The organism is Chryseobacterium sp. MHB01, from assembly GCF_034651565.1.
Lineage (GTDB): Bacteria > Bacteroidota > Bacteroidia > Flavobacteriales > Weeksellaceae > Chryseobacterium > Chryseobacterium nepalense.
In genome coordinates, this window is record NZ_JAYEDA010000018.1 from 15616 (window position 1) to 33717 (window position 18102).

The following is an 18102-nucleotide window of genomic DNA, read 5'->3' on the forward strand; positions in this document are numbered from 1 at the left end:
ATCCGGAATCTTATATTTAAATGCTATTAATCTTTCTTCTATCCTTGCCATCAATCCATCTTTCTAGCATTGTTTGTTCTGAAGGAGATTGATCTTTATTAATGGTCAGAGCTTTTAATACGACATTCCAAAAACTGAGTTTTTCGCTGAATTCCTCTTTATAGTTTTTTAAAGCCTCAATATATATTTGTTCGTACCTATTAAGTCTATCACTATTTTTGATTTTCGGAATGTTTACAATAATGTTCTGTATGATCTCTGATAAATTATGAGGGGAATGGATTTTGATAAAGTTTAGTTCCATTTTGCAAATATTTAAAAATGAAATCATAAGATGAAAAAACTCATCATGCATATTACGAATATTTGTTTTCCAGTATTGTAATACTTCTTTTGGGAGAATTTGATTTCCTAATAGCTCCAGTTTTGCGTAATTTTCTTTTATTATTTTTATGAAAATTTTATTCTGTTGCCAAAACAGAGAATAATTAAAGTAGTTTGCTTGTATAGTATTTTCTTTTATATATTCAATTTGGAGTTTGATATACATAAGATTTTGTTTTATCTCATTGATAATGGTTTCCCAAAGAATATGTTTAGTCAGTGTACAATTGGTTTTAAAAACCAGTCTTGATTTTTTATTTGATTTTTGCAGCTCTTTTAGTATACGAAGAATTTCTTCCAGATCTTTATTTAAGGCGATATTGGTATTTCTGATATAAAGCAATGAAACAAATTCAGTATGAGAGATTTTATTCAAGCTGTTTTTTTTATTGAGCAGACGAAATTTAGTTTTCCTTTTATTAAGTGTATGTTTCATTTTAAGCATCACAGGCAGTTATTTATTCTATTGAAAATTCCAGACTAAGCCTTGCCATCAGATAACTGACGGTAGATTCTGCACCCTGATTGAGATTTACATTTTTTTCCTCAAGCCCATCATAGCAACCTCCCGTTGCAGGGTTATAAACAATCTGATTCAAATGATTTTTCCCCAAAAACCAGTTGAAGGAATTCTTCATCATTTGCAGATACTTTTCATCTTTAAAAGTTTTATAAAATGAAGATAAAGCCAGAACGGTGTAGGCAACATCAATAGGTTGCTCTCCACCAATGGGGAGTACATTTTCAGTATTTTCTTTTTGCAGCCAGCCTTTATTGGAAATCACTTTTATGCTGTCATTAATCATAATTTTAGACATTAAAAACTGGAAAGACTCTTCAGCAATTTGCTTGTAAAGTTCATCCTTAGTAGAAATCCACGCACACAGTAAAGCTTCCGGCAATACGCTGTTTCCGTAGGTCAGATAATTCTCAAACCAATGCCAATCGTATTTTGCTTCATGTTGATACATTTTCACCAGACGATTTGCTAATTCTTTTAATAAAGGAAGGTTATTTTCTGAGTTTTGATAATACAATCCTTTAATAATAAAAGCCATTGCTCTTGTAGAATGAATTTTTTCTGCCCAGACAAGATTTTTCTGAATGATTTTTTCCGCATTCTCAGACAATTCCTGTGGCAAAATTTCTTTTAATGAAATTAAATAACCTAAAGCCCAGATTGCTCTTCCATTGGAGTCATCCAGATTAGTTTCATAGTTTTGATTAGTGAATTGTTTTTGTTCATTTACATAGTTCAGGAAACTCCCGTCTTTATGCTGGCAAAATTTAATAAAGTTTAAATAAATTAAAATCAATTGCAGATCTGCTTTGTTTCTACTGATTTGAAAATGCTTGCAAATAGCGATCATCGCCCGTGAATTATCATCCAGCGTATATCCTGAATTGATATCCGGTTTGCTTATCTTTGAAAACTGAATCATCCCAAAATCGGTTGTCATATTTTGAATATGCCCAAGATTGATTTCCGGTAGAGTATAATTGAGTTCTGTTTTATTATTTTTAAATTTCTGAAATAACAAAGCGTGTAAGATAGATGAATTTTCCCACGCTGTCGGAGCCATTTTTTCCAATGATTTCTGACGTAGCTCCTCTCGTTTGCTTTCATTTTCTAATAATGTGTTTACCGCAACAGCCAACTGCTCCGGAGCTTCAAAATCAATAATAATTCCTGTATCTTCCTTTAAAACTTCCATAGCATGCGGAATTGGAGTAGAAACAATGGCGCATCCGCTGCTGATTGCATAGGAAAATGTACCGCTTACTGCCTGATTTCTGTCTTTTGAGGTGAAAAGATAAACATCGGTAAGCTGAAGATATTCTAGTAATTCCTGAAGTGGAAGATAATCATTTATAAAGCGGATGTTGTTTTCCAGATGAAGGGTACAGGTAAGGTCTTCCAAAAAGTCACGATATTTTTCGCCTTCATGCCTTACTAATGCAGGATGTGTTTTGCCAAGAATTAAAAAAATGACATCAGGGTTTTTAGCAATGATTTCCGGTAAGGCTTTCAGTGTCGTTTCAATATTTTTTCCGGAACCTAATAATCCGAAAGTGGAAAGAACTTTTTTATTTTTAAGATTATACTTTTCTTTCAAAGTAATTTTGTCTACGAAGGGCAAAAGGTGTGTTCCGTGAGGGATTACCGTAATTTTATCAGGAGAAAGGTCATAATGGTTCAAAAGAATGTCCGCTGAAATACTTGTCATTACGATAATAGATTTTGCATAATCTGCGATCTTTTTCACTTTTTCCTTCAGCTCTTTATCAGGGTTTGGCAAAACAGTGTGAAAAGTGATGATAATATCTTTTTTTAAGTTCTTGAGAAAAAGTAACAAACCATTTTGGGTTTCATTAAAAAATCCGAATTCGTGCTGAAGCATCACTAACTCAATAGCATCATTTTTGTTGATTTTTGCGGCTAATTCCAAGTAGGAAACGGCGTCCGAGATATTTAATTTATACTCGGTAAATTCTTGATATTCATAATTTTCCTCTTCTGTTTCCATCGGACAAATAATTGATTTGAAGGATTCTCCGAATTTCGACTGAAGAGATTTTATCAGATCTTGTGTATAAGTGGCAATTCCGCATACCTTTGGAGGAAATGTACTTACAAAGACAATCTCGGTTTTATTATAGATTTTGTGTTTTTTATCATTATAAGATTGTCTAATTGCTTTATCCTCCACGTCTGAATTATTATTTTTATTCATTTTAATTTCTTTTTTAATTTGCCGAATAATTTTCATACCGCGTACATCATAAGCTCTTTCAATAACTTTGAAATACTGAGTGAGGCAACAGCAATTCTTTCGTCTGCGGCTCCATAATAAATATATAGTTTGTTATTTTCCACAATGGTTCCCGTCGGGAAACATACATTGTTAACCTCACCCTTGAGTTCCCATTCTTTTTCGGGTTTGAAAAGCGGATAAGGAAGTCTGGAAATTTCTTTTTTTGGATTTTCAAGGTTCAGTAAAGCTGCACAGGCGTTGTAAACATAACCGTTAATGGTGTCATAAACACCGTGATAAATCATCAACCAGCCGTATTCTGTTTCTATTGGCGGACATCCACCTCCGATATAACTTGATTCGTGATCGTATTTTGGAGATAAAAGAACATGGTCTTTAAAATGTGAAAAGTAATCCTGCCAGAAATCAGAATTCAAGTCTTCAATATTTTTTATGCTGACAATCTGAATTTCAGGCCTTATTCTGTGAAGAAAATAAAATTTATCGTTTATTTTTCTTGGGAAGAAAATCAGATTTTTATCCCACAAAAAAACAGGATCGCTGTCAGGATGATTGGTTTGAAATTCGTTGTATCTTCTATATTTATCCGGGATTAAATCCTCTGATTCTGATAAAAGCTTAAACTCTTCATAAGAAATTTTTGGAACAATAATTTCCTTATTTTTCCAGGATTTGAGATCTTTTGAAGTCGTTAATGTTCCTAAAGCATTGATGCCATCATAACTGGTGTAAGTAAGATAAAACAAATCATCTATTTTTACAATTCGAGGATCTTCTACACCGTGTTTTTCGTATTCAGATTCAGGAACAATAATGGGTGAATCTGACCGTTTTTCTACCGTAAGCGGATCTGACAATATGCAATGCCCGACAGTTGAAAAATTACCCTTGGCAACAGCGCGGTAAAATACATGTATTTTGCCATTTTCCTTAATAATAGCAGGATTCAAAACCCCTTCGTTTTCAAAACTTAAATTGGTTTTTCTAAGTATAATTCCTTCTTTTTTTATTTCTACCATTTAGGTTGTTGCGTTGCGACTTTCATTTTCTTTGTCTTTCCTTTTGTTTTGTTTGGCTTCCCGCTTCTCTTTTAATGATTTTGCCGCAGGTGTTTTATCTGTTTTTTTCTTTGTATCCTTTTCTTTTGACATTTTAAAATATTTTTATTATATGTAAAGGTCATCTATTAAAAAAAGAAAGGTTTGTAATAGTCTATTAATTTGTTACATAAATCATAGTAATTAAAATTTAAAGGACTAACTTTGAAAGGATGGCTGTCAACATATAGATTGACAAACACGAAATACGGTAAGGATTATGAAGTTATATATAAAATATATGGTAAGCCTGCGCTGCAAGATGGTGGTTCATCAGGAGCTTGAAAAACTGAATATCAGAAATGCCGTAGTAGATTTAGGACTTGTAGAAATATTGGATGATATTACAGATGAACAGCGACAGTTTTTAAAAGAAAATCTCCTCAAAACCGGACTTGAATTACTTGATGATAAAAAAAGCATTCTGATCGAAAAAATAAAAAGTGCGGTTACAGAAATGATCCATTATTCCGAATCTCTTCCGAAAGAAAATTTCTCAGATTATATCAGTGAAAAGCTTGGTTACGATTACACTTACCTTGCCAATACATTTTCTGAAGTGAAAGGAATGACTTTACAGCATTTTATCATCATCAATAAAGTGGAAAGGGTAAAAGAGCTCCTTTTGTATGATGAACTCAATCTTACTGAAATCTCTTATAAACTCAATTACAGCAGTGTTGCGCATCTTTCCAACCAGTTTAAAAAAATAACTGGACTTTCTCCTTCTTTCTACAAACAGCTAAAGCAAAAACGGCTGAAAAATTTAGAAGACTTATAAAAAGTGTGATATATGTAAATTTAGTATTGAAATGTGTAGCGGGATAAGATTAAAATGGATCACCTTTGGATTGTAATAATTCTGTTACACAAAAATTCGAATTATGAATACAAATCACAATAAAGCTCATGAGGCTTTTAAAATTACAGGAGATTGGAAAGAACAATCAAAACAGTTAAAAGAAAAGTTTTCACAACTTAAAGATTCAGATTTGGTGCTTGAAAAAGGAAAAGAAAATGAATTGCTAGGAAGATTGCAAAATAAACTAAGTAAAAGCCGTGAAGAGGTTATTAAGATTCTTAATAACACTCAACTTTCATAATGAGTTTATTATAACTCCGGTAAACAGCTCAATATGTTTAAAGGGGTTTTAATACAAAAGGGGACGGGTACTTTTTTAGTTCCCGTCCTTTTTTATTCTGATATTATTATATTTCGTTTAACTAGAAAGATATGAAATCAACTTATAATTTGCAGAATCTTACCGGACAGATCTTCAATGTAACGGCTAAAATCCAGTCTTTATATCCTGAATTGTATTTTCTATTAAATGAGACTCCATTATTTATGTCACCGAACGAGAAAAATATTACAATGAAAGACTTTAAGCAATATCTTTCCTCTATTAGAATGCAGCTCATTACTTTCGAAAAAGCAAAAAATAAAAAATGAAAACAATTATATTATATAAATTTAAAAACTCTTTCACGCAGAAAATGCCTCTTCTGAAAGAAAATAATCTGCTTAGTTCGCTTAATGATCTGATGGCAATTGATCTTCTTGATACAGAAGTGATAACGGAATATACAATTGATGTTCCTGACGATTTTAATTTTGAATACCACAGCAATGAAGAATTGTTGGAATTGTGCAAGGCTTCTAAAAGTTTTATAGATTATCATTTTGTAACAACTTTAAACGACTATGATGTTATCTGATTTTAGCAATAAAAGTTTCAATTTATTAGTATACTAATAGATGTAATATTCTAAAATAAAAGCGCAATCTGATATATTGAGTATATCCAAACTAAAAAAATCAAAATGGCGCAAACTGTCTTTAGTTTGCGCCATTTGGTAAATATGTGACCTCGACAGGATTCAAACCTGTAACCTTCTGAGCCGTAATCAGATGCGCTATTCAGTTGCGCCACGAGGCCATTGTTTAATGGTTTGCAAATATAACACTTTTTTGCTTTCTTTGAAAGATGAAACCAAGAATTTTACTATTAATCGCGTTTTTAACGCTAACGGCTTGTAAAAGAGAACAAAAAAAATCTACTTCAGAACCTGTTTTAATTTCAAACAACGTTCAGTATACCGAAGAAAACGGAATTTTAAATATCCAGTCGGGAAAGTTTAGCTATAATTTTAAAGAAAATCAGCTTCCATTCAAAAAAATCATATTGCTGAATGCAAGTATGGCGGGATACATAACCGAACTGGGAGCTGAAAATATGATAATCGGCGTTGCAAGTCCGGAGTATATTTATTCCGAAAATATTCAAAAATTAGTAAGAGAAGGTAAAATTCAAAACGTCGGAAATGAACAGAAATATGATGTGGAAAAAATCATTTCTTTAAAACCCGATGCTATTTTTACCAATCATATCGCGAGTTTCGACAATACCTATAAACTTTTGAAAGATAATGGAATTCAGGTTGTATTTTTAGATGAATATCTTGAGCAGAATCCGCTTGAAAAAACGGCCTATATTAAACTTTTCGGGAAACTTTTCGGGAAAAGTGACACAGCAATTGCTAAATATGATGAAATTATTAAAAACTATCAGGATCTAAAGCAGATGGCTGCTAAAGCTAAAGAAAGACCTACTATTCTTGCAAACGAAATGTATGGCGACATCTGGTATCTTCCCGGCGGAAAGACATCACTGGCACATTTTATTTCAGACGCCAACGCCAATTATATTTTGAAAAATAATACGGAAGAAAAAGCAGTTACCATGAGCTTTGAAGAGGTTTTTGCAAAAGCAGACCAGGTTCAGTACTGGATCAACGCCGGAAATCATCCTTCGAAAAAAGAAATGCTGACAATGAACCCTGTTTATAGCAAATTGCCTGTTTTTAATAAAGGGAAAGTGTATGTAATTACCGGAAAAGAAAAAGCCAAAGCCAATGATTTTTTCGAAAGCGGCGTGGTAAGATCGGATCTTGTGTTAAAAGATTATATTAAAATTTTCCATCCTGAACTTTTGCCGGGTTATCAGCTTACCTACATGAAAGAATTGCAATAACTCGGACTATTTGCTTATTTTTGACTTTTCATTTTTTAAATTATGTGGAAAACGATTAAACGCATCATATTCATCATTCTTATTCTGAACGTAGTATTTATTGTTTGGGGAAGATTTTTTAATCCGCCTATAACGATTACGCAAATAGGAGGATTATTAAAATACGGAAAATTGAACAGGGACTATGTTTCGTATGAGGAAATGGGAAACAATGTAAAAAAAGCAGTTATCGCTTCCGAAGACCAGAAATTCTTTTCACATAACGGTTTCGATTACACTGCCATTGAAAAGGCGATGAAGCACAATGAAAAAGGTAAAAAAATCAGGGGAGGAAGCACCATTTCCCAGCAGACGGCAAAAAATATATTTCTGTGGCAGGGAAGAAGCTGGTTCAGAAAGGGGCTTGAAGCTGTTTATACTTTTATTATCGAAAAAGTGTGGAGCAAAGACATTATCCTCGAAAGATACCTCAACTCCATCGAAATGGGACAGGGCGTTTTCGGAGTTGAAGCCGCCTCAAAGTATTATTTCGGGAAATCTTCAAAAGACCTTACTGTATCCGAAGCAGCTTGGATAGCAGCCGTTTTGCCCAATCCTAAAAAATATGATCCTAAAAATCCTTCAGCCTATTTAAGAAAGAAACATAATTGGATCATGAGACAAATGAGGAATGTGAGTTTGAAATAGTATCTTTGTACTAATGAAACTCTTTAAATCCGGTAACAATTTCGAGTCTGTTCTTAAAAAATATTTTTCCTTTAAGAATGAGACAGCTTCTCTTGAACCCTTTTCAGAATTTATGGAAAGTGCTAAAAGTGCGGATTTTACAGATGTGATTAATTTCCTGAGAAGCAATCCGCCAGTCGCAGAAAATTTTAAAAAGTATATTCATAATATTTTCAGGGATAAAACCTTTAATCTGTCTTTAACAGAAGCGAATATTCTCTCTGAAAATGCTTTCGTTCCTGAACTTAAGAAAAGAATTCTTAATAAGATTCTGCCCCCCGTCGTCAATGAACAGACGATCTGGTACATGATCGACAATGTAAGTTTTACACCGAAAAAAGATATTGAATTTCTTCAGAATCTGCCGGAGAATGAGATTGATGAATTCTTTAAAATTTTAGGATTATCGGATTTTATCATAAAGCCACAAGTAAAAAAAGAGTTGCTTTTCTCAATGAACATACTTTCGTGGCGTGTTACCGGCTCGGCAATGGAAGTTGAGGTAGTAAGGATGGCGCCTCAATATCGTAATTTTGATAATCCTTTTCTTGCTTTACAGAATGAGCTTGAGGAGCTTGCTGCAGAATTTGAGAAAGATCCGGAACTGCAGCTGCATTCTAAAGACAGCCGCTATAAGCAGATAAAAATTTACATCGAACAATGTCTCGAATTTGTAAATATTTCATTTAAAAATTCATCTAAATACGGAATTTCCGGGAAAATCAACCAGTCTCTGCTGAAAATCCGCCAGCAGGTTCAGAGAATTTATGAAACGGTACAGCTGTTGGTAATTGATGATGAAAAAGATATTTTAATCAATTCAAAGCAATTGGTATTTAATATTTTAAGTTATAAATCACACAGGAATAATATTTCAGAGCTTATTAATGACAGCACAAGGCTGATTTCGCATCTTATTACCAATCATACGGCTGAAACGGGAGCACACTATATTACATCCACACGCAAAGAATATATGACGATGTTCTATAAAGCCAGCGGCGGCGGAATTATTGTAGGAGCGCTTTGTGTTTTGAAAATGCTGTACGGCTATGTTCCGGGAAGTGATTTTTCACACGCATTCCTGTATTCCATGAACTATGCAATGGGCTTTGTGATGATTTACCTGATGGGCTTTACGCTGGCAACAAAACAGCCTGCGATGACGGCCGCCACCATGACGAAAGTTCTGTCTGAAGAAGGGAATATAAAAACAGACAGCAAAGAATTTGCCCACCTGGTCTCAAAGCTGTTCCGCAGCCAGTTTATTGCTTTTGTAGGAAATGTTCTTTTATCTTTCCCTGTCGCATTGATTATTATCTATGGCCTCGACGTTTTTTTCTCACAGAATCTTGCCGTTGAAAGGTCTGATAAACTCCTCAAAGATCTTGATCCTTTTAAATCCAAAGCGGTACTGCATGCATGTATTGCAGGATTTTACCTTTTTATTTCGGGCATTATATCTGGAAATATCGGCAACAATTCCGTGTTTTATCAGATACCGGAGAGAATATCAAAAAACCTTTCCATCAGAAGATTATTCGGAAAGAACTTTGCAAAAGGCTTATCAAAATATTATGCTAAAAACTGGCCGGGTATTGTATCGAATTTCTGGTTCGGGGTATTTCTCGGAGCGACGGCTCCGGTAGGATTGTTTTTAGGTCTTGACCTGGATATCAGGCATATTACTTTTGCAGCAGGAAATTTTGCCCTGGGTCTTTACGGAAAAGATTTCACTATAGATTCTTATACATTCTGCATCTCACTATTTACCGTTTTCCTGATCGGGTTTTTCAATTTTGCGGTCAGCTTTAGTTTATCTATGTTTCTGGCATTCCGATCAAGAAAGCTTAATTTCGGACAGGTAAGTGAAATCTATAAAGGGATTTTCAGATATTTTCTGAAAAATCCGTTGAGGTTTTTTATCCCGCTGCGCTCCGGACTTGATAAAAGAACGGATGATCTTATGAACAGCAGGATTACTACGAAATCTGAAGATCATTAAATTTCTCAGCACCAAACTTATCCTGGAATTTCTTCAGATAAAAACTTTTACGCATCTGAAAATCGTTTTTCAATAGCGGTGAATGGATTTTGATAATCACGGTTTTGTCTTCAATATTTACACTTTTAATTTCCCGGAAAAGGCTTTCATCAAGATATTCCTCTAAGAAATCCTTGATCTCAAAGGCAATCAGTTTATCTTCAAAACCATAGATCCTTGCGAAAGATTTCACAAGGTCGGATGACTGGTATTCCCGTTTTTTATTTTTCTTCATGATAAAATTCTGTTACATCAAACGGATTATAATTCGAAAATGATACTTTCCTCATTAATTTTTTTAACCACATTTTCTGTACGTTCCCGATGGGTATCTGTAATAAAAATCTGCCCGAAATTCTCCTGATTTACCAGCTCAATCAGCTGAGAAACCCTGTTGTCATCAAGTTTATCAAAAATATCATCCAGCAGCAGAATCGGCGTTTTTTTGGTAAGTTCTTTTACAAGGCTCATCTGTGCAAGCTTTAAGGAAATAAGGAAAGATTTTTGCTGTCCTTGTGAACCGATTTTTTTAATTAAAACAGAGTCCATTTCAAACAAAAGATCATCTTTATGAATGCCTTTTGAAGTATAGGTAAGCATTCTGTCACGCTCCAGGCTTTCTTTTAACAGGTCTTCGAAAGAGTTTTCCAAAAGATGGGATTCATAAATTACCGAAACATGTTCCATGCCCCCGGAAATAATCTGATAAAAACTCTGAACGATAGGATTCAGCTTTTCAACAAAATCCCTGCGTTTTATGAAAATCTTGGTTCCGGTTCTGGTAATGGGATCATCATAGATTTCCAGGGAATCTTTGTCCCAGATTCTGTTTTTAGCAAAATATTTTAATAGTGCATTTCTTTGCTGAATGGCTTTCTGATATTGGATGAGATCAAACAGATATTCGGAATCGGTCTGTGAAATCATAGAATCCAGAAACTTCCTTCTGCTTTCTCCGGAATCTGAAATCAGGTTGGAGTCGTAGGGGGAAATCATAACGCTGGGCAGATAGCCGATATGATCCGCGAGCCGGTCATAGCTTTTGTCATTCTTTTTGATGATCTTCTTGGCTTCTTTCGGCTGAGAAATTTTAATGACATCTTCACTGTCTTCATTCATAATTTCTGCATCAATTGTGAAAAAATCTTCCTCATGCCTGATATTATTGAGATCAGTGTTTCCCAGGAAACTTTTTCCTACTGAAAGATAGTGGAGCGCATCCAGGATATTGGTTTTTCCTACACCGTTATTTCCCACAAAACAGTTGATCTGCGGTGAAAACTCAAATCTTTTTTCAGAATGGTTCTTAAAATTATACAGCGAAAGTTTCTTGATAATCATTCTTCAAAAATACTTCATTATTACTGAAAATAAAAAAGGAAGTGCAGAGCACGTTTCCACTCCGAAAGAAAAATAGACATCATCTCTTTCGTTCTCAGAGAAATAAATAAAAATATACGTAATAATACCCGAAAGAAAAAAAGAAACCGAATAATTGAAAGTAAGATATTGTGAAGCAAGCATCATGCTTAGAAATACTAAGATATAAGCAATGTATTTGGTATTCTGAACACCGATAAGTGCAGGAAAAGTCTTTACTGTGTCCACTTTCATATCACGGATATCAAACGGAAGTACCAATGCGGTGATGAAAAAAAAACTGATCATGAATATAGGAATATTAAATTCCGGCAAGGTAAGCCAGCAGTTCACCAGCGCCCAGACCAGACCGACATAAAATACTTTCAGCAACGGGATTTTCCGGATGTAAAGATCAAGAAAAAAACTATTGTAGAGGAGTCCCAGAAAAACAATGATGCCCCATTTTATCAGGCGTATTTCATTATGATTATAAATAATTAAAAGAGCGCAAATCATCCCGGCGACAATATTCAGAATCAGTATTTTAAAGAAATGTTTTGTTTTCTGGTACTTGGTGTAAAGATATCCGCTGAAATAGGTGATAAAAATCAGGAAAACAGTAGGATAACGGAATGTGTTTTGCTCCTCCATGAAGAATACTGCAAAAAGGGTCCCCATTAAAGAAACATACAATTGGCTGTCTATAACGGATTTTTTCAGTATTTTTAAGAAATTCATTTATCAAAAATAACATATATGAAAAGATTTTCCAAGATTTTTATGCTTTTGCTGCTCCTGCTGAATTTTTCGGTGGTTTTTGCTCAGAAATATTATGATGAGCAATGGAAAAAAGTAGCTGCAAATTCTCAGAAAGGAGCTTATAAATCAAATCTTCCCATCATTTCAGAAATACAAAAACAAGCGATGAAAGACTATGATATCGTACAGCTAATTCAGTCTTTAAAGGCGGAATTTATCATAATTAACCGAATTCAGGATGATGAAAAAAACAATACGGCAAGTCAGTTTTTCAAAAAACTTACGGATGTAGAAAAACAGCTGAAAAGTGATGACAAAGTACTATTTGAGGTTTTACTGAATAGTTTTTTCCTTGATTATTATAATGAGCATTCCTGGGAAATAAGACAGCGTACCAATATCAATTCGCAGGATCTGTCACAAATAGAAACCTGGAGCAGGCTTGATTTTAAAAATTATTTAAATAAAAGCTATCAGACGCTTGATCTGCAAAAAGAAAAAATGAAAAAAATTGCTTTGAAAAAGTTTGAAAACACATTTTCAAATGGCGATTATATTACTTATTTTCCAACATTATGGGACTGGTATCTTATCCAGGAAAATATTTTTTTTGCCAACAATGATTTTTTTACTAAAAATGAACTCGAAGAAAACCGCATTAAAATTAATACAAACTTTGATGAATTAATCACTCAGAATACAGGCAATTCCAAACTGTATTTTATGCACCAAAAATTGCAGCAAAACTGTAATTTCAATCAGTGCAAAGACAGGTTGGTGCAGCTTCGTAATCTTCTGAAATCCGATGCAGATGGCGATTATAAAGTCCTGATCATGGAGGATATCATGAATCAGCTGATTTCTGATAAAAAGCAAAAAGAAGCGCTGGAAATAGCCGCTCAGGCCAAAAAACAATATCCGAAATCTCCTTTCATCGGTAATATAAAAAATATAGAAAATCAGATTTTAAATCCGTTTTTGAATATAAAATACGAACAGCAGACTCAAAGCAATAAACCGATTCACTTTGTAGCAGAATATAAAAATGTGAGTTCTTTTTCCATCAACATTTATGAGGTGAAAGAGGATCTGACCTCATTTCTAAAATATGCCAAAAATCCTTATGCCAATACGTTCAGCAGTGTTAAAAAGAATCTTATTAGAAAAGAGGCATATCAGCTGAATGATCCAAAAGATTACCAAAATCACAAAACATCTCTGGAAATAAAGTCTCTTCCGTCCGGAATTTATCTTGCGGAATACACTGTTGACGGGATCAGCGCCAAAGATGCCGAAGCTGAAAAAGATTTTTATTTTCTGGTCTCAGACAACAGAGTTATTTACCAGTCAAAGACCGACAGAAATCAGTTGGAGAATGAATTAAAATTGGTTAACAGCGAAAACGGACAGCCTGTTGCTAATGAGAGTCTTACGTTTTATGAATTTGTTTCAAATAAAAACGTCAATACGATACAAGGTAAAACCGACGGTAAAGGTGTTTTTACATTTCCAACAACAATCAATAAAGATTATTACAAAACTTTCCTCATCTCAGAATCGAAAACAAATAATTTTCAGATGATGGATGTGTATGGAAACCGAGCATCCGTTGTAGATCGAAACAATGAAACGAAACCCACCAAGGCCCAGATTTTTATGGACAGGGCCATCTACAGACCCGGTCAAACAGTTTATTTTAAAGTGATTAATACCAGTCTTGATAAAGAGAAAGAGTCCGTTACTTCAGGGCTACAGCAAAAAATAACATTAAACGATGCAAACGGTCAGGAAGTTTCGTCGCAGACATTCACTACCAATGAATTCGGTTCTTATCACGGAAGTTTTATGTTGCCGAAAGGTAAATTAAACGGAGTTTTCTATTTAAAGACCGATACCAATGAAGGGTATAAAGATTTCAGCGTTGAAGAATATAAACGACCGAAGTTTGAAGTAACCTTTGATCCCGTAAAAGACGAATACAAATACGGACAAACCATTGAGCTGAAAGGGAAAACCATGATGTTTTCCGGAGTTGCTTTAAGCAATACAATGGTACAGTACGAAATTAAAAAACACAATATCCGCTGGAGGTATTTTTCCTGGTATCCGCAGGATGATGATAATGAAAATTCTGTTTTGGGAGAAGCAAAAACCAATGAAAAAGGAGAATTTATCATTAAGCTTGATCTTAAAAAAGATGAAAATGTAGAAGGTATCCAGATTGATAACTATGAAATCAATGCTTCCGTTACGGATATCAACGGGGAAACACAGAGTGCGGATACACAGTTGAAAGTTGCGTCAGTTTCCCATTATATACAGGCTGAGGAAATTAAAGATGTATTCTCTGATGAAAATATAAAGCTGAAAGTTGAAACCAAAAATTATAATGAACAGAACCTTAAAAAATCGTATCAGGTAAAATTATCAAAGCTGCAGGCGCCGGACAGGATTTTCAGGGACAATTTTACATCTGAAGTTCAGGATATGCCGAAATACTCAAAAGCAGAGTTCATCAGCAAATTTCCTCATGATCTTTATGATAAAAATGATGAAAAGAAAAACTGGAAAACAGCTTCTGTTATTCTTAATGATGTAAAAAGAAATGAAGAATCGCTTGATCTTGGAAAACTAGAAGCGGGAGATTATCAGCTCGAATTATACAATATCGAAGGTAAAGACACGATAAAAACGACTCAGAATTTCAGTGTCTGGGATAAAAAATCTTTAAAGCCGAATCAAAAAACCTTCCTTACGGTTCTACAGCCTAAAGAGTTTCTAAGAGGCGAAAAAGCGGTTTTTACTGTTTATTCTTCAGTACCTGAAGCCTGGCTGAATATTTTCGTTCAGGACGGTTCTGGAAAAACAGTTTCTGAAGTTCGGCAATTTAAAAACGGAATGATAGAATATGCAGCAGGCATTCCGAAAGATAAAAATATTCAGACGTTGAATGTGCAGTTTCAGGTAGTGGCATTTAATGACGTTCAGACAGAATCTGTCAATCTTGCCATAAAAGATGCTGAGCAGCCTTTAAGAATTGAAACCGTTACTTTCAGAGATAAAATTCAGCCGAACTCAAAAGAAAAATGGTCAGTAAAAGTATCTGGAAATGAAAAAGAGAAATTCAATGCCGAGGTTTTAGCCAATATGTACGATATGTCTCTGGATAAATTTGTGATCCATAGATTCAACTGGTACAGTTTATATACGCCGGTTTCCATTGTTACTTCTTATGACATCAGAAAATATCTTAATCAGCAATACTATCAGAAAAGATTAGAATATATGGCGAAAAAACAAGTGAGTGTTCCTACTTTTAATTGGTTTGATAGGAGCTTTTTTAGATCACTGCAGGGTAATTTATCTGGACTTACAATTCGTAGCGCTGCCAATCCGGCACCAATGGCAGATAGTATTTCAAATAAAAATATTGAAGAGGTGGTTGTAATGGGCTACAGCAAAGTAGCTGCAACAGCTTCAGAAGTTGTTGCTGACGATGTTGATTATGACGGAGTTCTTGATAAAGACGACAAACCCTTGGAAAATATCCCTGTCCGCCAGAATCTTAATGAAACTGCTTTCTTTTATCCTGATCTGAAAACAGATTCCGAAGGAAACGTAAGCTTCGAGTTTAGTTCTCCGGAAGCGTTGACGAAATGGAAGTTAATGTTCCTGGCTCACACAAAAGATGCAAAGGCGGCAACTTTGGAAAAAGAAGTCATAACCCAAAAAGAATTTTCGGTAACACCCAATTATCCACGATTTTTAAGGGAAGGTGACGAATTAAATTTACAATCAAAACTGTCGAATTTAACGAATAAAAAATTAAACGGTTCGGCAAGCTTACAAATCCTGGATGCTATCACTAATGAAGATATTTCATCTCAATTCGGATTACATTCAAGTGCCAAGAATTTTGATTTAAGTGAAAACGAAAATTCAGCGTTAACATGGAACATAAAAGTTCCGGAGAATGTTTCTTCGATCATTTTGAAAGTAGTTGCCAAAGCCGGTCAGTTTTCCGATGGCGAACAAAAAGCGGTGGCAGTTTTACCCAACAGAATGCTGGTGACAGATGCGGTTCCGATTTTCGTGAAAGAAGGTGAAACCAAAACATTTACATTGGAAAATCTTAAAAATTCAACTTCAACATCAATTTCCAATGTTTCCAATACGCTGGAACTGACGACCAATCCGATCTGGGAAATCATGTTTGCGCTTCCAAGCCTTAAAAATGACCAGAATAATTCTGCCGATGTGATCTTCAATAAATGGTTTGCGGATGTTCTGGCTTCAGAAATTTTCAGGGCTAATCCGAAGATGAAAACTGTTTTTGAAGAATATCAGAATAAAGGATTATTAAACTCCAATCTGGAGAAAAACCAGGAATTAAAACAATTGTTACTGGAAGAAACGCCGTGGGTTTTGGAAAGTAAAAATGAAGAAGAGCAAATGGCTAAACTGGCAGTGTTGTTTGATGTAAATTCAATGAAAAATTCAATTAATCAGGATTGGGATGATCTCAGAAAACTGCAGAATCCTGATGGCGGATTCTCCTGGTATCAGGGATATCCGAGTTCCTTTTCCACATCATTGTATATCCTGAAAAACTTAGGAAAAATTAATATATGGCTGAAAGATCATGTAAGTGATTATCAAAGTTCCGAACAAAATGATTTGGTTAAAAAACTCATTCAGTATGTAGATAATGAAGTTGCAAAATATGATACTTCGGCTTCGCTTAAATCAAATAAAGAAAATATCCTGAATAACTGGACGCTGGAGTATCTTGATACCCGGAATTACTGGGAAAAACAATATCCTTTAACAGGAAAAAGCGAGACAATAAAATCACTGGTAAAACAAAAAGCAAAAACAGCAAAAATCACGGATTTCACATTTTTCGGATTGCATCGTACTGCTTTACTGATGAATGATTTCGGTTTGAAAGATGTTTCGGATAAACTGATGAATTATTTAAAAGAAACTTCCGTAGACTCAAAAGCTCAGGGCGTTTACTGGAAACAGAATCTTGACAACTGGGGTTGGTTCAGTTCCAAAGTTGTGAATCATGCCGGAGCGTTGGAAGCATTTAATACATTAAAGCCGAACGATCAGAAATTTATTGAAGATTTGAAAATCTGGCTGATCACACAGAAAGAAGTGAATTCATGGGGAAGCTCGAGAGCAACTTCGGAAGTAATTTTCACGATCCTAAATTCAGGAAAATCATGGACTTCTGCTGAAAGTGATAAAGCAACCATTATTTGGGATGGAAAAGAACTGAAGCCGGAAACCCAGGCAACCGGTTATGTGAAATCTACAATAAAAACGGATGTTCTCAATAAAAATCTTGCTGAGGTTACCATTACCAAGCCGGGACCGGGAATCGTTCAGGGAGGTTTATTCTGGCAATATTATGAAGATCTGGACAAAATAAAATCTTCAGAAAATTATCTGTCGGTAACAAAAGAATTGTACAGAAAAATCAAAACAGTCAACGGTGAAGAATTACAGAAAATAACACCGGAAACTCCGTTGAAAGTAGGAGATAAAGTTACGGTAAGAATGATTTTAAATACAGACCGTGCCATGGAATTTATTCATATCAAAGACATGCGGGCAGCTGGTTTTGAACCTTTGGATGTACTATCCGGATACCAGTGGAAAAATAATTTAGGCTATTATCAATCCACAAAAGATGCTTCCACGAATTTCTATATTCAGTATATGCCGAAAGGAAAATATGTATTTGAATATGATTATGTAGCGAACGCTTCCGGAAAATTCTCAAACGGAATTACCACGATCCAGAATTATTATGCCCCGCAGATGAATGCGCATACAAAAGGAAGCAACGTCAATATTTCGGAATAAGTAAGCTTTAGACCGTGACATAAAAACTCCGCAAATCAAAA

15 protein-coding genes and 1 tRNA gene are annotated in these 18102 nt (G+C 34.6%); 8 read left to right on the forward strand and 8 right to left on the reverse strand.

The window, feature by feature from the left end; translation table 11 throughout:
* Positions 1–16 precede the first annotated feature (16 nt).
* From U9K52_RS19475 to U9K52_RS19490, 4 genes are read right to left on the reverse strand one after another with little or no spacing between them, the layout of a single operon-like run.
* Positions 17–820 carry a hypothetical protein gene (locus tag U9K52_RS19475; protein WP_322927817.1) on the reverse strand — a complete coding sequence of 268 codons (804 nt, stop codon included), beginning with the start codon at positions 818–820 and terminating at the stop codon, positions 17–19.
* Positions 821–842: 22 nt separating this feature from the next.
* Positions 843–3119, reverse strand: a complete 2277-nt coding sequence (locus U9K52_RS19480; RefSeq protein WP_322927818.1) for a glycosyltransferase — start codon at positions 3117–3119, stop codon at positions 843–845.
* Positions 3120–3151: 32 nt separating this feature from the next.
* Positions 3152–4180, reverse strand: coding sequence for a pesticidal protein Cry7Aa (locus tag U9K52_RS19485; protein ID WP_248393969.1), 1029 nt, complete (start codon positions 4178–4180; stop codon positions 3152–3154).
* Positions 4181–4312, reverse strand: coding sequence for a hypothetical protein (locus tag U9K52_RS19490; RefSeq protein ID WP_262486255.1), 132 nt, complete (start codon positions 4310–4312; stop codon positions 4181–4183).
* Positions 4313–4478: 166 nt separating this feature from the next.
* On the opposite strand from U9K52_RS19490, the gene U9K52_RS19495 reads away from it, so the two are divergent.
* From U9K52_RS19495 to U9K52_RS19510, 4 genes are all read left to right on the forward strand, one after another.
* On the forward strand, positions 4479–5039 hold the full coding sequence (locus tag U9K52_RS19495) for a helix-turn-helix domain-containing protein (protein ID WP_051289100.1): 561 nt from the start codon (positions 4479–4481) through the stop codon (positions 5037–5039).
* Between the two features lie 103 nt (positions 5040–5142).
* Entirely contained in the window at positions 5143–5361 is a 219-nt protein-coding gene (locus tag U9K52_RS19500) for a hypothetical protein (RefSeq protein WP_027378534.1), read from the forward strand.
* A 131-nt stretch (positions 5362–5492) separates the two neighbouring features.
* Complete coding sequence (locus tag U9K52_RS19505) at positions 5493–5711, forward strand: hypothetical protein (RefSeq protein ID WP_248393967.1); 219 nt, start codon at positions 5493–5495, stop codon at positions 5709–5711.
* A complete protein-coding gene (locus U9K52_RS19510) occupies positions 5708–5977 on the forward strand; it encodes a heme oxygenase (protein ID WP_248393965.1) in 270 nt (89 codons plus the stop codon). Before U9K52_RS19505 ends, U9K52_RS19510 begins: the two co-directional genes overlap by 4 nt.
* 147 nt (positions 5978–6124) lie before the next feature.
* Here U9K52_RS19510 and U9K52_RS19515 read toward each other — a convergent pair.
* Positions 6125–6198 (reverse strand) — tRNA-Arg (locus U9K52_RS19515).
* Between the two features lie 48 nt (positions 6199–6246).
* On the opposite strand from U9K52_RS19515, the gene U9K52_RS19520 reads away from it, so the two are divergent.
* Genes U9K52_RS19520 through U9K52_RS19530 form a run of 3 tightly spaced genes read left to right on the forward strand, consistent with a single transcriptional unit; the run spans position 6247 to position 10024 of the window.
* Positions 6247–7293, forward strand: a complete 1047-nt coding sequence (locus tag U9K52_RS19520; protein WP_322927819.1) for an ABC transporter substrate-binding protein — start codon at positions 6247–6249, stop codon at positions 7291–7293.
* A 42-nt stretch (positions 7294–7335) separates the two neighbouring features.
* On the forward strand, positions 7336–7980 hold the full coding sequence (gene mtgA / locus U9K52_RS19525; protein ID WP_248393961.1) for a monofunctional biosynthetic peptidoglycan transglycosylase: 645 nt from the start codon (positions 7336–7338) through the stop codon (positions 7978–7980).
* Between the two features lie 13 nt (positions 7981–7993).
* Positions 7994–10024 carry a hypothetical protein gene (locus U9K52_RS19530; protein ID WP_322927820.1) on the forward strand — a complete coding sequence of 677 codons (2031 nt, stop codon included), beginning with the start codon at positions 7994–7996 and terminating at the stop codon, positions 10022–10024.
* Here the strand turns inward: U9K52_RS19530 and U9K52_RS19535 are convergent.
* From U9K52_RS19535 to U9K52_RS19545, 3 genes are read right to left on the reverse strand one after another with little or no spacing between them, the layout of a single operon-like run.
* On the reverse strand, positions 10002–10298 hold the full coding sequence (locus tag U9K52_RS19535) for a hypothetical protein (protein WP_248393959.1): 297 nt from the start codon (positions 10296–10298) through the stop codon (positions 10002–10004). The two genes, U9K52_RS19530 and U9K52_RS19535, sit on opposite strands and share 23 nt — an antisense overlap.
* Before the next feature lie 26 nt (positions 10299–10324).
* Positions 10325–11404, reverse strand: a complete 1080-nt coding sequence (gene recF / locus U9K52_RS19540) for a DNA replication/repair protein RecF (protein WP_263602749.1) — start codon at positions 11402–11404, stop codon at positions 10325–10327.
* A 3-nt stretch (positions 11405–11407) separates the two neighbouring features.
* Positions 11408–12163 carry a hypothetical protein gene (locus tag U9K52_RS19545; RefSeq protein ID WP_263602750.1) on the reverse strand — a complete coding sequence of 252 codons (756 nt, stop codon included), beginning with the start codon at positions 12161–12163 and terminating at the stop codon, positions 11408–11410.
* Between the two features lie 18 nt (positions 12164–12181).
* Here U9K52_RS19545 and U9K52_RS19550 point away from each other — a divergent pair, with 18 nt between their 5' ends.
* Entirely contained in the window at positions 12182–18061 is a 5880-nt protein-coding gene (locus U9K52_RS19550) for an alpha-2-macroglobulin family protein (RefSeq protein ID WP_322927821.1), read from the forward strand.
* Positions 18062–18102: the final 41 nt, after the last annotated feature.

Bases quoted from the DNA above. Each gene is read 5' to 3' on its own strand.
- U9K52_RS19475 (WP_322927817.1), bottom strand. From the start codon at position 820: ATGAAACATACACTTAATAAAAGGAAAACTAAATTTCGTCTGCTCAAT.
- U9K52_RS19480 (WP_322927818.1), bottom strand. From the start codon at position 3,119: ATGAATAAAAATAATAATTCAGACGTGGAGGATAAAGCAATTAGACAA.
- U9K52_RS19485 (WP_248393969.1), bottom strand. From the start codon at position 4,180: ATGGTAGAAATAAAAAAAGAAGGAATTATACTTAGAAAAACCAATTTA.
- U9K52_RS19490 (WP_262486255.1), bottom strand. From the start codon at position 4,312: ATGTCAAAAGAAAAGGATACAAAGAAAAAAACAGATAAAACACCTGCG.
- U9K52_RS19495 (WP_051289100.1), top strand. From the start codon at position 4,479: ATGAAGTTATATATAAAATATATGGTAAGCCTGCGCTGCAAGATGGTG.
- U9K52_RS19500 (WP_027378534.1), top strand. From the start codon at position 5,143: ATGAATACAAATCACAATAAAGCTCATGAGGCTTTTAAAATTACAGGA.
- U9K52_RS19505 (WP_248393967.1), top strand. From the start codon at position 5,493: ATGAAATCAACTTATAATTTGCAGAATCTTACCGGACAGATCTTCAAT.
- U9K52_RS19510 (WP_248393965.1), top strand. From the start codon at position 5,708: ATGAAAACAATTATATTATATAAATTTAAAAACTCTTTCACGCAGAAA.
- U9K52_RS19520 (WP_322927819.1), top strand. From the start codon at position 6,247: ATGAAACCAAGAATTTTACTATTAATCGCGTTTTTAACGCTAACGGCT.
- mtgA (WP_248393961.1), top strand. From the start codon at position 7,336: ATGTGGAAAACGATTAAACGCATCATATTCATCATTCTTATTCTGAAC.
- U9K52_RS19530 (WP_322927820.1), top strand. From the start codon at position 7,994: ATGAAACTCTTTAAATCCGGTAACAATTTCGAGTCTGTTCTTAAAAAA.
- U9K52_RS19535 (WP_248393959.1), bottom strand. From the start codon at position 10,298: ATGAAGAAAAATAAAAAACGGGAATACCAGTCATCCGACCTTGTGAAA.
- recF (WP_263602749.1), bottom strand. From the start codon at position 11,404: ATGATTATCAAGAAACTTTCGCTGTATAATTTTAAGAACCATTCTGAA.
- U9K52_RS19545 (WP_263602750.1), bottom strand. From the start codon at position 12,163: ATGAATTTCTTAAAAATACTGAAAAAATCCGTTATAGACAGCCAATTG.
- U9K52_RS19550 (WP_322927821.1), top strand. From the start codon at position 12,182: ATGAAAAGATTTTCCAAGATTTTTATGCTTTTGCTGCTCCTGCTGAAT.